This window comes from Lentzea sp. NEAU-D7, from assembly GCF_026242055.1.
Taxonomy (GTDB): Bacteria; Actinomycetota; Actinomycetes; order Mycobacteriales; family Pseudonocardiaceae; genus Lentzea.
Map to the genome: position 1 here is coordinate 156009 of NZ_JAPJDL010000014.1, position 14180 is coordinate 170188.

Here is a 14180-nt window from a genome sequence, read left to right on the forward strand (position 1 = left end):
GAGATGCAAGGCGGCCCCGGCTGGGCGTCTGGGGGGAGTACGCCTTGAGCCGGGGCCGCGAAGCGGCTGGGCCCGAGGGGGGAGGGGGCCTAGCGCCGCTTGGTGTCCCACTCTGCCCTGACCGAGCCGAAACCGCCAGGGTGGATGTACCTGTTTTTGGATTTCTCGTACGTACGGGTTACTCGTAGAGCCCTTCGTACAACCCGGAGTGAAGGCGGTGTACAACGTTGCGCTTGACCTTCAACGTCGGGGTGAGCTCACCTTCCTCCTGGGACAGATCGCGGGTGAGCAGCACGAACTTCTTCACCTGGGAAACACTGGCGAAGTGCGAGTTCGCTTCGTCGACAACTTCCTGCACGAGCGTTCGCACGTCCGGGTGACCCACCAATGATTCGATGTCGGACGGCAAACCACGCGCCGTCGCCCACGGCACGATCTCGTCGGCGTCGAGTGTGAGCAGCGCCACACAGTACGGCCGGCGGTCGCCGAACAGCACGGCGTGCGAGATCCAGCGCGACTGGCGCAGCACGTTCTCCACGTTCGCCGGCGCGATGTTCTTGCCGCCCGCGGTGATGATGATGTCCTTCTTGCGCCCCGTGATCGTCACGAAACCGTCCGCGTCGATCTCGCCCAGGTCTCCGGTGTGCAGCCAGCCGTCCCGCAGCGTCTCGGCCGTGGCCTCGTCGTTGCGCCAGTAGCCCGCGAAGACGTGCGGACCGCGCATCAGCAGTTCGCCGTCCTCCCCCACCGACATCTCGAGGCCCGCCACACCGGACGCGCCGACCGAACCGAGCTTGAAGCGGTCCAGCGTGTTGATCGTGCCGACCGCCGTGGACTCGGTCATGCCGTAGCCCTCCAGCACCGGCACCCCGGCCGCGTGGAAGAACTGCAGCACCTCGGGCGAGATCGGCGCGGCACCGGACAGGGCCTGCACGAGCCGCCCGCCGAACACCGCGCGCACGTTGGCGAACAACGCGTCGACCTGCTCGAACGCGGCCGCCATCTCCGCCGGCACCGGTTCGCCCGCCGCCCGCCTGCGCCGGACCTCCAGGCCGAGCGAGACCGCCTGGCCGAGCTGCTCGGCGGGCACGCTCGACGTGACGAACGTGTAGATCTTCTCGAAGATGCGCGGCACGGACGGCAGGAACGTCGGCCGGACCTCGGCCAGCTCCGGCACGATCGCCTTCATGTCGCCGCCGAAGTAGGCCAGCGCCCCGCCGCGGTACATCGTGCCGAACATGATGATCTGCGCGAAGACGTGCGCGAGCGGCAGGAACAGGTAGACGACGCCGGTCATCGCGTCGATGCGGGCCTCCTCCGCGACCCGGCACAGCGCGACCCAGTTCGCGTTGGTCAGGACGCAGCCCTTGGGCGGACCGGTCGTGCCCGAGGTGTAGATGATCAGGCTCGGGTCCTCCGGCCTGATCGCGGCCCGGCGGGAGTCCAGCACGGCGGCCAGCGGCGAGGTGCGGCCGGTGTCCTGCAGGTCGGCGATCCGCGGTCGGTCACCGGCCGGGTCGATCGAGAAGACCGTGCGCAGCTCGGGGAGCTCCGAGCCGACGGCCTCGACCTTGAGGCACTGCTCCTCGTTCTCCGCCACCACGATCGACGCGCCGGAGTCGCCGACGACCCAGGCGATCTCCTCCGGGGCGCTCGACGGGTAGATCGGCACGACGATGCCGCCCGCCGCCAGCACCGCGAGCTCGACCGCCGTCCACTCCGGACGGGTGTTCGCGAGCACGCAGACCCGGTCGCCCGCCTCCAGTCCGGCGTGGACGAACCCGGACGCGAGGTCCAGCACCACCTCGGCGACCTCGGCGTAGGTCTGCTCGCGCCACTGCCCGTCCTGCTTGAACCGCCACGCCACCGCGTCGCCGTAGGCCTGCTCCGCGAGGAACGGCAGGTCGGCTATCCGGCGGATGGCTCGCACCGCGTTCGGGCTGGTGACTCCGGCTGTCATGGCGGCTCCTGGGCGCACTGAGTCTTTGCAGACGGGGAGGGACTCTTCAGCGGGGAGGGGTCTTCAGGCGGGCACGACCTGCACGCGGGTGCCGTTCAGCACGGCGGTGCCCGAGAGCGGGTCGATGCGCAGGTCGTCGGTGAGGAGGTTGACGTTCACGCCGGCGTGCTCCTCGGCGACGCTGAGCCGCGTGCCGGGCTGGTCGTGGCCCCAGCCGTGCGGCATCGAGACGACGCCGGGCGCGATGTCCGCGGTGACCTCGACCAGCACCTCGATCTTGCCGACGCGCGAGGTGACCTGGGCGGTGCCGCCGTCGGCCAGGCCGATGCGGAGGGCGTCGCCGGGGTTGACCAGGAGCGTGCACAACGGCTTGCCCTTCACCAGGGCCGGCACGTTGTGCATCCAGGAGTTGTTGGTGCGCAGGTGCCTGCGGCCGACCAGGACCATGCCGGGCTCGGGCGTGCCGAGGGCGGCGAGCACGCGCGGCAGGTCGTCCACGATCGGCTTCGGCGTCAGCTCGATCTTGCCGGACGGCGTGCGCAGGATCTCCGGCAGGCGCGGGGTGAGCGGGCCGAGGTCGATGCCGTGCGGGTGGTCGAGCAGCTGGCGCAGCGTCACCCCGTACGCGCCGGTGCGGAGTTTCAGGTCCAGCAGGCGTTCCTCGCGCGTCTCGCCCTCGGGTTCGAAGTCGGCGCCCGCCTTCTTCTTCAGGTCGGCGAGCTGGAACGCCGCGATGGCGTCGAGGTCGGCGGCCGGGCCCATCCCCGCGAGGATCGTGGTGAGGCGGAAGAAGATGTCCGTCTCGTCGACCCTGCCTTCCTCCAGCGGGATGGCCGCGCGCGAGTACTTCGCGACGTTGCGCACCGAGTTGTTGAGGAACGCGATGTCGTAGTGGTCGCGGCGCGAGGGCGGGGGCGTCGGCAGGATGACGTCGGCGTGCCGCGTGGTCTCGTTGAGGTACGGGTCGACGCTGACCATGAAGTCCAATGAGGACAGCGCGTCGTTCACCCGTGCCGAGTTCGGCAGCGACAGCGCGGGGTTGCCGCCGATCGTGAACAGCGCCCGCACCTGGCCCTCGCCGGGCGTCTCGATCTCGTCGACCATCGTGACGGCGGGGTACTCCCCCATCACCTCGGGGTGGCCCTTGACCCGGCTGTGCCAGCGGCCGGTGGTGAACCCCTTGCCGCTGCCGGTTCCGCGCCTGCTGTGCGCGGGCAGCGGCCACATCACGCCCCCGGGCCGGTCGAGGTTGCCGGTCAGGACGTTCAGGACGTCGACCGCCCACGACGCGACGGTGCCGAACTCGACGGTCGTCGTGCCGATCCGGCCGTACACCGCGGCGCGTTCGGCCTCGGCGAGCTGCCTCGCCAGCGCGCGGATCGTGGCCGCGGCGACGCCCGTGCGTTCCTCGACGGCCTCGGGACCGAACTCCGCGACGTGCTCGCGGATCACCGCGTGGTCGGTGACGTGCCCGGCGAGGTCGCGGAGGTTCACCAGGTCCTGCGCGAACAGCTCGTGGATCAGCGCCAGCAGCAGGAACACGTCCGTGCCCGGCCTGATCACGACGTGCTGGTCGGCGGCCTGGGCGGTGCGGCTGCGGCGCGGGTCGACGACGACGAACCTGCCGCCGCGCTTGCGCAGGTCCCTGAACCGGCCTGGCGCGTCCGGGACCGTCCACAGGCTTCCGTTGGACGAGAACGGGTCCGCGCCCAGCACCAGCATGAAGTCGGTGCGGTCGATGTCGGGCACGGGGATGGAGAAGATGCCGCCGAACATGTGGCCGACCTGCACGTGCTTGGGCATCTGGTCGACCGTGCTGGCGGTGAAGACGTTGCGGCTGCCCAGCGCCTTGCGCAGCGGCCCGGCGTAGAGGCCGCCGGCGAGCGAGTGGACGACCGGGTTGCCGAGGTACATCGCGACGGTGTCGCGGTCGGGGAAGTCCTTCAGGCGCTCGTCGACGTACGCGAACGCCTCCTCCCAGGTGGTCTCCTGGAACTCGCCGTCGCGCTTGATCAGCGGGGTGCTCAGGCGGTCGGGATCGGCGTCGAGCGTGCCGAGCGAGGCGCCCTTGGGGCAGAGGAAGCCCCTGCTGAACTCGTCCTCGCGGTCGCCGCGCACCTTCGTGATGCGGTCGCCCTCGACCGTCAGCTCCAGCCCGCACGTCGCTTCGCAGAGCGGGCAGGTCGTGAACACGGTCCTCATCGAGTCCCCTCACACAGCTTGTTACCAACGGGTACTAGTTGCCTGCCCTCGGACGCAACCGCGCGGCGGAGGTCAACCCGAACAGCCCAACGACCGCCTGAGAGTCGCCGAGCATACCAGCCGGTATGTTCATTTGCACTGGTCAAAGCTGGCCGTGATTCCGGAACTGACCGGTAGCTACCTGCGGGGTGAGTCCAGGTGGGTACGCCACGGCGTGAGGTATGGCCAACCTGTGCGCACAGGTGGAGCATGTGGCGGTGAACGCCGCATTCCGCACCGCCGCCACGATCGCCGCCGTCGCTGTCGCGTACTTCGCGACAGCACAGGTCGGCCTGGTTCTGGCCCTCGTGAAGGGTCAGGTCACTCCGCTGTGGCTGCCGACGGGGATCTCCGTGGCGGCACTGCTGATGTCGGGCCGCCGGATCTGGCCGGGGATCACGCTCGGAGCGTTCGCCGCCAACATCTTCCTGGGCGCGCCGCTGTTCTCGGCGTTGCTGATCACCGCGGGCAACACGGCGGCGCCCCTGCTCGCCTGGTACCTGCTGACCCGTTTCGGCTTCCGCCCGGCGCTCGACCGGCTGAAGGACGCGCTGCTGCTCGTGTTCGCGGGCGCGCTGGGCGCGATGCTGGTCAGCGCGGTCGTCGGCTCGGCGGCGTTGCGGCTCGGCGGCGTGATCGCGTGGCACGAGGTGCCGGCCGTGGCGTCGGTGTGGTGGACGGGCGACGCGATGGGCGTGCTGGTGTTCACGCCGTTGCTGCTCACCGTGCCCCGCCGCTGGAACGCCCCACCGCGCCGGCTCGCCGAGGCCGGAGCGCTGCTCCTCACCACGGCGGTGCTCGCCTCGTTCGTCACCACGTCGGAGTTGCGGTTGCTGTTCCTGGTGTTCCCGATGCTGATCTGGGCGGCGCTCCGCTTCCGGCACGCGATCGCGGCCCCGTGCGCCGTGATCATCTCCGTGGCCGCGGTGATGTCCGCGGCCAGCGGCCACTTCGCCACCGGCGACCTGCTGACCACGATGATCGTGCTGCAGGCGTTCAACGGCTCGGTGGCGCTGACCGGGTTGATCCTGAGCGCCGTCACCAGCGAACGCAACGAGGCCAAGGAGGCCGTCGAGCGAGCGTGCGTGCAGCTGGCCGAGACCGTCGCGCGCTACCAGGAAGAAGGAGTGCGCAAACGGCTCGGCCGCGTCGTGCCACCCTTCTAGAAGGGCTTCGTCTCCGCCGCGATCTCACCGAGGATGTCGCTCAGCGGCCGGGCCTGCTGCGCGCCCAGGGCCGCTGCCTGCCCCGGAGGCACGGTCTCCGCGATGTCCGTCCCGGCACAGGTCACCCGGGACGCCGGCAGGATCCCCGACACCAGGTACTTGTTGACCAGCGTGTCGACGCAGGCGTTGCGGCGCAACGCGTAGTGGCCGTGCTGGCCGTCGTTCGCGACGCTGATCAGCGGCTGGTTCAGGTGCTCCGCCATGACGCGGCCGTTGGCGAGCGGGGTCTGGGTGTCGCCGTCGGAGTTGACCACGAGGCCGGCCGGGTACCTGCGGGTGATGGCCGGGATCTTCTCCGGGCGCTGGAAGGCGCGGAACGTGCAGTTGGTCGGCGCCATGTAGTCGACGGTGCCACCGTAGGGGTTGGTGTCGCGCCAGCGCTTCATGTCGTTGTAGTAGGTGTTGACGTCGGAGAACCAGTCCCACTCGCACACCACGGCCTGGAACGTGCCCGGCGAGGTGGGTTCGATGTCGCCCTTCTTCAGGGCGGCCACGATCGCGGAGGCCTCGGCCGGGTCCGCGACGCCCGCCTTGATGGAGGCGATGTGGCGGGAGAACGCGGCCCACGAGCGGCGGTAGCGGGTGGCGCCCACCGCGTAGTCGAAGGAGGTCACGTCCGCGTAGCCGCCGTGGGGGCCCGTCTTCAGGCGCTCGGCGATCGCGTCGAGCTCACCGCGCACCGCGGCCGGGGTGGTGCCGAGGCCGTAGGTGCCGTTGCGGGCCGCGGTCCACTCCGTCCACTTGCGGAGGTTGTCGGTGATCGCGTCCACCACGTCGACGTCCTGCTCGTGCCACGTCTTCAGCGGGTCCAGGGCGGAGTCGAGGACGCTGCGGTCGAGGCGCGCGGGGAACATCGAGCCGTAGACGGCGCCCAGCTGCGTGCCGTAGGAGTAGCCGACGTAGGAGATCTTCTTCTCCCCCATGGCTCCGCGGATGACGTCCATGTCGCGCGCGGTGTTCATGGTCGAGATGAACCGGCGCATCTCACCGCCGCCGCGCTGGCAGTTCGCCTCGACCGCGCGGGCGTAGTCCGACCAGTTCGACAGCTGCGAATCCGTTGGGCGGGACGGGAACTCGTCGTCGGACGGCGTCGAGATGCACCGGATCTGAGTCGACCGGCCGACACCGCGCGGGTCCATGCCGATGACGTCGTAGATCTTCAGGACGTCGGTCTGGGCGTTGAACCAGTGCACGGCGCCGAGACCGGAACCGCCGGGGCCGCCGGGGTTCGTCATCAGCACGCCTCTGCGGCGCGCCGGATCGGTGGCCTTCTTGCGCGAGACGGCGATTTCCAGGTTGCCGTTGCCCGGGTTCTTGTAGTCCATCGGCACGACGACCGTGGCGCACTCGACCCCCGTCGAGGGCGAGACCCAGCCCGCCGGGCACTCGGCCCAGGCGATGGTCTGCGTGTAGTACTCGTCCAACGGTCCCGGCGCCGCCTGGGCCGTTCCCACCAGGGACATGAACAACGGAGCGACCAAAGCCGCCGCGCCCCAACGCTTTCTCACGCGTACCCCTCACGATCGTCGGCCAGCGACAGAACGCTTCCGCAGACGCCGTACCGGTCGACACCCCCGAAGGTCGGGTGAAATTCACCGCACCTCGCACACCTCTCAGGTCAGTGTCAGGCCGTCCAGGACGCCCTTCGTGACGGCCTGCACGCGGTTCGACCAGCGGTAGCGGTCGTCACCGGTCTCGAGCAGCGGCGCGGCGCACAGCGGCGCACCGAAGCCATTCGAGACGTCAACCCGCCCTGAGTAGTGCAGACAAACGCAAGTGTCGTCGTGCGTGAGCAGCGACCCCGTGCACCGCGCCGCACGGACACCGCGGATGAGGTAGGAAGAGGTATGGATCCGGTCAAGGCGTTGAAGCAGGTGGCCTTCCACCTCGAACGGGCGGGCGAGCCGACCTACCGCGTCCAGGCGTTCCGCAACGCGGCCGCCGTCCTCGCCGGCCTCGACCCCGCCGACGTCGAGAAGCGGGCGAAGCTCGGCACGCTCACCGACCTCAAGGGCGTGGGCAAGTCGACGGCCGGGGTGGTCGTGGACGCGCTCGCGAACCGCGAGCCGGCCTACCTCGCGAAGCTCCGGCACGTCGACATCACCGGCGGCGAGGAGATGCGCGCGCGGCTGAAGGGCGACTGCCACGTCCACTCCGACTGGTCCGACGGCGGCAGCCCGATCAGGGACATGGCCGAGGCCGCGCGCGATCTCGGCCACGAGTACATGGTGCTGACCGACCACTCCCCGCGCCTGACCGTCGCGAATGGACTGACCCGCGAACGGCTGGAGAAGCAGCTCGAGGTCGTCGCCGGGCTGAACGCCGAGCTGGCACCGTTCCGGATCCTCACCGGCATCGAGGTCGACATCCTCGACGACGGCTCGCTCGACCAGGACGAGGACCTGCTGGCACGCCTCGACGTCGTGGTGGCGAGCGTCCACTCGAAACTGAAGATGCCACGTGCCGAGATGACCCGAAGGATGGTCAACGCGGTCAGCAACCCGCACGTCGACGTCCTGGGCCACTGCACGGGCCGCCTGGTCGTCGGCAAGGGCCGCCCGGAGTCCCAGTTCGACGCCGAGCGGGTCTTCGAGGCCTGCGCCGGGCACGGCACGGCGGTCGAGATCAACTCACGGCCGGAACGGCTCGATCCCCCGCGCCGGCTGCTCGGCCTGGCCGTCGACGCCGGGTGCACGTTCTCCATCGACAGCGACGCGCACGCGCCCGGTCAGCTCGACTGGCTGAACTACGGCTGCGCGCGAGCGGAGGAGTGCGGGGTCGAGCCGGAGCAGGTGATCAACACCAGGACCGCGGCACGGCTGCTGTCCGGATGAGGTGCTCGTACCAGGACACGAGCGGCCCGGTGTCGGCCAGCGCGCGGTCCAGCGCGACCCGGCACAGGTCCCGGACCGGCTCGGGATCCCACGCGGCCACCAGGTCGTCCAGCGAGTCGAGTGGGCCGAGTGAGCCGAGCGCGTACCGCTCCAGCCCGGCGCAGATCGGCACGACCGTCCCGTCGGCCTTCACCACGAGCGGGTCGGCCCGCACGAACGCCGCAGGATCGGCCCGCAGCAACGCGGCCGACGTGACGTCGAACCGCACCTCGACCGCGTCGTCCTCCGCGACCCGGTTCAGCTCCACCGCCGCGTAGACGAGATCGACCCGGTCGACGCCGTGCGGCCGCACCCGCACCTTGCGAGCGCCTTCCCCCACGGCCTCGGCGGCCAGGTGCCGCAGCTTCGACACGTTGCCCGGCACCAGGTCGATCAGCACCGTCACCCGGTGCCCCTCCGCGGCGTGCTCACCCACCTCGTCCAGCGCGACCACGAGCTCGGCTCCCGGCACGGCGGTGAGCCAGCGAGGGTCGCAGACCTCGACTCCCATGTCCTTGAGGAGCGTGCGGCGGTCCCCGAAATACCAGGCCGTCCGATTTCGGCCCCGGCGGTCACCCCCTGGTGGGGTTTTCCCACCGTTCACCGAACCGCCGCCGAACGATCATTGGTGACCGAACCACCCCGCCCCTACTCTTCGCGACGGCCCATGTCCGCCCACCACCACAAGGACAGGCATGTCACGTCGCAGGGCTCCCTTGGCCGTGCTCTCCACCGTCATCGTCACGGCGGCCACACTCACCGCCTCCACCGCAGCTCACGCTGCCACCACCACCTTCACGCCCACCGCCGACACCTACGTCGACAACGGGTCCGCCGGCACGAACCACGGCACGTCCGGCCAGCTCGGCGTCGACAACTCGCCGATCAAGCGGACGTTCCTCAAGTTCACCGTCTCCGGGATCACCGGCAGCGTCAGCAGCGCCAAGCTGCGCATCCACACCGACGACGTGTCCGGCGCGGAGAGCCCCAACGGCGGCACGTTCAAAGCCATGTCCAACGTCAGCTGGACCGAGACCGCGGTCACCTGGAACAACCAGCCCGCGATCGACGGCGCCACCGTCGGCTCGCTCGGCTCGGTCGTGCGCAACGCCTGGTACGAGGTCGACGTCACCAGCTACGTCACCGGCAACGGCACCTACAGCATCGGAATCACGTCCAGCAGCACGGACGGCGCCGACTACGACTCGCGCGAGTCGGGTTCCACCGCACCGCAGCTCGTGGTCACCGACGGCACGATCCCGCCTCCCGGCGACCCGGTCTGGGTCGGCGCGGGCGACATCGCCGACTCCGGTTCCGGTGACACGGCCACGGCCGCGCTGCTGGACAACATCCCGGGCACCGTCTGGACCACCGGCGACAACGTCTACCCGGACGGCACCGCGAGCCAGTTCACCACCTACTACGGACCCACCTGGGGCAGGCACAAGGCACGCACCAGGCCTTCGCCCGGCAACCACGACTACCACACCAGCGGCGCCACCGGTTACTACAACTACTTCGGTGCGCAGGCCGGGCCGTCGGGCCGCGGGTACTACTCCTACGACCTCGGCAACTGGCACATCGTGTCGCTGAACTCCAACATCAGCATGGCGGCGGGCAGCGCGCAGGAGCAGTGGCTGCGGCAGGACCTGGCGGCGAGCACGAAGCCGTGCACCGCGGCGTACTGGCACCACCCGCTGTTCACCAGCGGCGCCAACCACGCGCCCTCGACGGCCACCCGGCCGTTGTTCCAGGCACTGTACGACGCCAACGCCGACGTGGTGGTCTTCGGTCACAACCACCAGTACGAGCGGTTCGCCCCGCAGAACCCCTCGGGCGGGCTGGACAACTCGCGCGGCATCCGGACGTTCGTCGCGGGCATGGGCGGCGCGGGCGCCTACGGCTTCGGCACGATCAAGCCGAACAGCGAGGCCCGCAACACCGGTACCCGCGGCGTGCTGAAGCTGACGTTGCACAGCAACAGCTTCGACTGGCAGTTCGTCCCCGAGGCGGGCAAGACCTACACCGACAGCGGCACCACCAACTGCCACTGACGGACCGCTGGAGGCCGATGATGTACCTGTCCACGATCGACAAACCCAGGACGGCGAACTGGAAGGGGCTGAGCGGCAACGTCTTCGCCCTCGGCACGGTCAGCCTCATCACCGACGTCTCGTCGGAGATGGTGGCCGCGGTCCTGCCGCTGTACCTGGTCATCGGCCTCCAGCTCAGTCCCGCCGCGTACGGGCTGATCGACGGCGTCTACACCGGCGCCACCACGCTCCTCAGACTCGCGGGCGGCTACCTCGCCGACCGGACGAACAGGCGCAAGGCCGTCGCGGGCCTCGGTTACGGCATCTCGGCGGTGGCCAAGCTCGGACTCCTCGCCGCCGGCAACTCCCTGACCGCGCTGGGTCTCGTGATCACCGCCGACCGCGCGGGCAAGGGTCTGCGGACCGCCCCGCGCGACGCGCTGATCACCCTCTCCACGCCCAGCGGCGATCTGGGGCGGGCGTTCGGCGTGCACCGGGCGATGGACGGCATCGGCGCGTTCGCCGGGCCGCTGGTCGCGATGGCCGTGCTCGCGGCCTCCGCCCAGTCGTTCGACGCCGTGTTCGTCACCAGCGCCTGCATCGCCGCGTTCGGCGTGCTGGTGCTCGTGCTCTACGTGCGGGACCGGCCGGAACCCCTGGCCCGCAAGGAACCTCTCAAGCTCGCGCTGCTCAAGGACCCGGCCGTCCGCAGGATCGTGCTGGCCGCGTCCCTGCTCGGCCTGGTCACCATCGGCGACGGCTTCGTGTACCTGCTGCTGCAGAAGCGCGAGGGGCTCGCGTTCGGCTGGTTCCCGCTGCTCGCGGTGGGCACGAGCCTGGTCTACCTGCTGCTCGCCGCACCACTGGGCGCGCTCGCCGACAGGATCGGCAGGCTCAAGGTCGTGCTGGCCGGTTACGTCGCGCTGACCGCCGTCTACCTGCTGCTGCACGGACCGCTGGGCGGCTGGCCCCTGCTCGTGCTGGTGGTGCTGCTCTACGGCGTCTTCTACGCGTGCACGGACGGCGTGCTGATGGCGCTCGCGGGGCCGGTGCTGCCGGAACGCCTGCGCACCACCGGCATCGCGCTGATCCAAAGTGGACAGGCGCTCGCCTACCTCGGTTCCTCCGTGCTGTTCGGCCTCGCCTGGCAGTTCTGGAGCCCCGAGACCGCCACCCGGATCGCCGCCGTCGCGGTGGTCTGCGCCCTGATCGCCACCGCCGCTCTGCTGGGACGCCGCACATGAACAAGCGCCTGCTGATCACCCTGACCGCCGCAGTCCTGCTCGGAGGCGTCGCCGCCGGCTACACCGCGCTGTCCGGCGCCGCGCCGGACGACGCCGCGCGGTCCGTTCCCGCCGGCGCCGGGCCGCGGCTGATGGTCCTGAGCAACGGCAAGCTCTCCACGGTGCCGAAGACCGACCCGGCCGGTTCCCGGGAGGTCACCGAACAACGCTGCGACCGCGTCTACTCGGCGGCGGGCACGATCTCCTGCCTGCGGCCGGTCGGAGCGCTCAAGGCGAGCGAGCTGGCCGTGCTCGACCGCGATCTGAAGGAGCTCAGGACGGTCCCGCTGACCGGGTTCCCGAACCGCACGCGGGTGTCGGCCAGCGGCCGGATGGTGGCGTGGACGCTGTTCGTCGACGGGCACTCCTACGCCGCCAACGGGTTCTCCACCAGCACGGGCATCCTCGACACGAGGACCGGCGCGCTGGTCACGTCGCTGGAGGAGTTCGCGGTCGAGGGCATGCCGCAACGGCCGGTCGACACGAACTACTGGGGCGTCACGTTCACCGCCGACGACAACCGCTTCTACGCCACCATGTCCACCGCCGGCCACCGCTACCTGCTCGAGGGCGACTTCGCGGCACGGAAGATCCGCCCGCTCACGGACCTCGACGACGTCGAGTGCCCGTCGCTCTCCCCCGACGGCACCCGCATCGCCTACAAGAAGGCGGTCGGCGGCGACCCGCAGAAGGGCTGGCGGGTGTCCGTGCTCGACCTCGCGACGCGTGCGATCACCGAGCTCGCCGAGACCCGCAGCGTCGACGACCAGCCGGCCTGGGTCGACGACAGGACGGTCGCGTACGGCATCCAGCGCGACGACGGCCTCAACGACGTGTGGGCGGTGCCCGCGGACGGTTCGGGAGCTCCCGCGATCCTGGTGCCGGAGGCGAGCTCTCCCGCACCGATCACCTGAGCCGGTAGGATTGGGCAAGAGCACGGCAGCTTTGATCTCCTATCACCCCTGTTCAAGCTGATCTGATGAGTCCATCGCCAGAACAGCAGAACGAACGGAAGGTAGGAACGGATGAGCGTCGCGCACGGTTTCCACGCCACCCTGACCGCACGGCCCGGCAAGGGCGACGAGGTCGTCGAGTTCCTGCTCGGCGCCCCGGCGCTGACCAACGACGACTGCGTGGTCTTCCTGGTCGGCCGCTCGGCCTCCCACCCCGACGTCGTCCACGTGACCGAGGGCTGGACGACGGCCGAGGCGCACAGCGCCTTCTTCGCGACCGAGGAGGCCCAGGCCCTCGTCGCGCACCTCCAGACCCTGCTCGACGGCGAGTCCACGTACTCCGACGAGCTGCCCGTCGGCGGCAAGGCGGCGTTCTGATGGCCCGCCCCGCGTTCGACCCCGAGCTGAGCGCACTCCTCGCCGGGATGCCGCTGTCGGCGGACCTCACCCACGAGATGCTCCAGCAGTTCCGCCAGATGCCGTCACCGCCGTTCAAGACCGACGCCGAACGGCACGACGTGACGGTCGGCGACATCACGCTGACCGTCTTCCGCCCACGGGGACTCGACCGGCCCGCGCCGTGCGTCTACTGGATCCACGGCGGTGGCATGGTGATGGGCGACCGCTTCTCCCAGATCGACATCCCGTTGCAGTGGCTGGAAGAGCTCGGTGTCGTCGTGGTCACCGTCGAGCACCGGCTCGCACCGGAGGCGACCGGGACGACACTCGTCGACGACTGCTACCGCGGTCTGTTGTGGACGGTCGAGAACGCGGAGGAGCTCGGCATCGGCAAGATCGTCGTGGCGGGCATCAGCGCCGGCGGCGGCCTGGCCGCCGGGGTCGCGCTGATGGCCCGCGACCTGGACGGCCCGGAGATCACCGCCCAGGTGCTGATCTGCCCGATGCTCGACCACCGCAACGACTCCACGTCCAGCACGCAGTACTCCGGTGAGCCCGGCGTGTGGACCCGCGAGATGAACGAGTTCGGCTGGCGCTCGGTGCTCGGCGACCGCGCGAACGTTTCCCGTTACGTGTCACCGGCTCTGGCCGAGGACCTGTCCGGGCTGCCCGCGACGTACGTCGACACCGGCACCGCGGAGGTGTTCCGCGACGAGGACGTCGCCTACGCCTCGCGCATCTGGGCCGCGGGCGGTGACGCCGAACTGCACACCTGGGCAGGCGGCTTCCACGGCTTCGACGCGCTCTTCCCCGACGCCGGGCTGTCCGTTCAGGCCAGGCGCACGCGCACCGCGTGGCTCGCGCGCCGGCTCACCTAGACCGGGAGGGGCCTCATCCTGTCGGGCATGTGCGCCCGCAGCGTGTCGTGCAACGCCGACACCTCGTCGGCGTCCAGCAGAACGGACCCCGTCTCGCAGGCCAGCACCGCCTCACCGGTGCGCTGGTCGGGCACGTACCGCAGTGCCACGTCCGGCACCGTGCACGACTCCGCCTGACGAATCGCGGTCAGCAACTCCGACACCCGTTCGTACCCCAGCCGCGCGCTCCAGCGCGACGCGGCCGGGGGACGGACGAACAACCGGAGGCCTCCGGTGGCGCGGCGAACCTCGACGCACGACATCACCGTCACAACCTCCTACAAAAGCCTCAGCA

The 14180-nt window shown here is 70.3% G+C and carries 12 protein-coding genes; 7 read left to right on the plus strand and 5 right to left on the minus strand.

Going from position 1 to position 14180, the window contains the following annotated elements; translation table 11 throughout:
• Positions 1-178: 178 nt before the first annotated feature.
• Complete coding sequence (locus ORI60_RS26835; protein ID WP_266040770.1) at positions 179-1960, minus strand: AMP-dependent synthetase/ligase; 1782 nt, start codon at positions 1958-1960, stop codon at positions 179-181.
• Between the two features lie 63 nt (positions 1961-2023).
• Positions 2024-4162: a molybdopterin oxidoreductase family protein gene (locus ORI60_RS26840; RefSeq protein WP_266040771.1), complete on the minus strand. Its 2139-nt coding sequence runs from the start codon at positions 4160-4162 to the stop codon at positions 2024-2026.
• 257 nt (positions 4163-4419) lie between these two features.
• On the opposite strand from ORI60_RS26840, the gene ORI60_RS26845 reads away from it, so the two are divergent.
• On the plus strand, positions 4420-5367 hold the full coding sequence (locus ORI60_RS26845; RefSeq protein WP_266040772.1) for an MASE1 domain-containing protein: 948 nt from the start codon (positions 4420-4422) through the stop codon (positions 5365-5367).
• Here ORI60_RS26845 and ORI60_RS26850 read toward each other — a convergent pair.
• Complete coding sequence (locus tag ORI60_RS26850; protein ID WP_266040773.1) at positions 5364-6935, minus strand: alpha/beta fold hydrolase; 1572 nt, start codon at positions 6933-6935, stop codon at positions 5364-5366. The two genes, ORI60_RS26845 and ORI60_RS26850, sit on opposite strands and share 4 nt — an antisense overlap.
• 339 nt (positions 6936-7274) lie before the next feature.
• On the opposite strand from ORI60_RS26850, the gene ORI60_RS26855 reads away from it, so the two are divergent.
• Positions 7275-8261, plus strand: coding sequence for a PHP domain-containing protein (locus tag ORI60_RS26855; RefSeq protein WP_266040774.1), 987 nt, complete (start codon positions 7275-7277; stop codon positions 8259-8261).
• Here ORI60_RS26855 and ORI60_RS26860 read toward each other — a convergent pair.
• On the minus strand, positions 8224-8811 hold the full coding sequence (locus tag ORI60_RS26860) for a hypothetical protein (protein ID WP_266040775.1): 588 nt from the start codon (positions 8809-8811) through the stop codon (positions 8224-8226). The two genes, ORI60_RS26855 and ORI60_RS26860, sit on opposite strands and share 38 nt — an antisense overlap.
• A gap of 184 nt (positions 8812-8995) precedes the next feature.
• Between ORI60_RS26860 and ORI60_RS26865 the strand changes: the two genes are divergently transcribed.
• From ORI60_RS26865 to ORI60_RS26885, 5 genes are all read left to right on the plus strand, one after another.
• Positions 8996-10354, plus strand: a complete 1359-nt coding sequence (locus ORI60_RS26865; protein ID WP_266040776.1) for a DNRLRE domain-containing protein — start codon at positions 8996-8998, stop codon at positions 10352-10354.
• Positions 10355-10374: 20 nt separating this feature from the next.
• Positions 10375-11577 (plus strand): MFS transporter, encoded by a 1203-nt coding sequence (locus ORI60_RS26870; protein ID WP_266040848.1) that lies wholly within the window; start codon positions 10375-10377, stop codon positions 11575-11577.
• On the plus strand, positions 11574-12530 hold the full coding sequence (locus tag ORI60_RS26875) for a hypothetical protein (protein ID WP_266040777.1): 957 nt from the start codon (positions 11574-11576) through the stop codon (positions 12528-12530). The genes ORI60_RS26870 and ORI60_RS26875 overlap by 4 nt, the downstream gene beginning before the upstream one ends.
• Before the next feature lie 111 nt (positions 12531-12641).
• Positions 12642-12947 (plus strand): putative quinol monooxygenase, encoded by a 306-nt coding sequence (locus tag ORI60_RS26880; RefSeq protein ID WP_266040778.1) that lies wholly within the window; start codon positions 12642-12644, stop codon positions 12945-12947.
• Positions 12947-13846 (plus strand): alpha/beta hydrolase, encoded by a 900-nt coding sequence (locus ORI60_RS26885; protein WP_266040779.1) that lies wholly within the window; start codon positions 12947-12949, stop codon positions 13844-13846. Before ORI60_RS26880 ends, ORI60_RS26885 begins: the two co-directional genes overlap by 1 nt.
• On the opposite strand, the gene ORI60_RS26890 is transcribed toward ORI60_RS26885, so the two are convergent.
• Positions 13843-14157: a hypothetical protein gene (locus tag ORI60_RS26890; protein ID WP_266040780.1), complete on the minus strand. Its 315-nt coding sequence runs from the start codon at positions 14155-14157 to the stop codon at positions 13843-13845. The genes ORI60_RS26885 and ORI60_RS26890 overlap by 4 nt on opposite strands.
• Between the last annotated feature and the right edge of the window lie 23 nt (positions 14158-14180).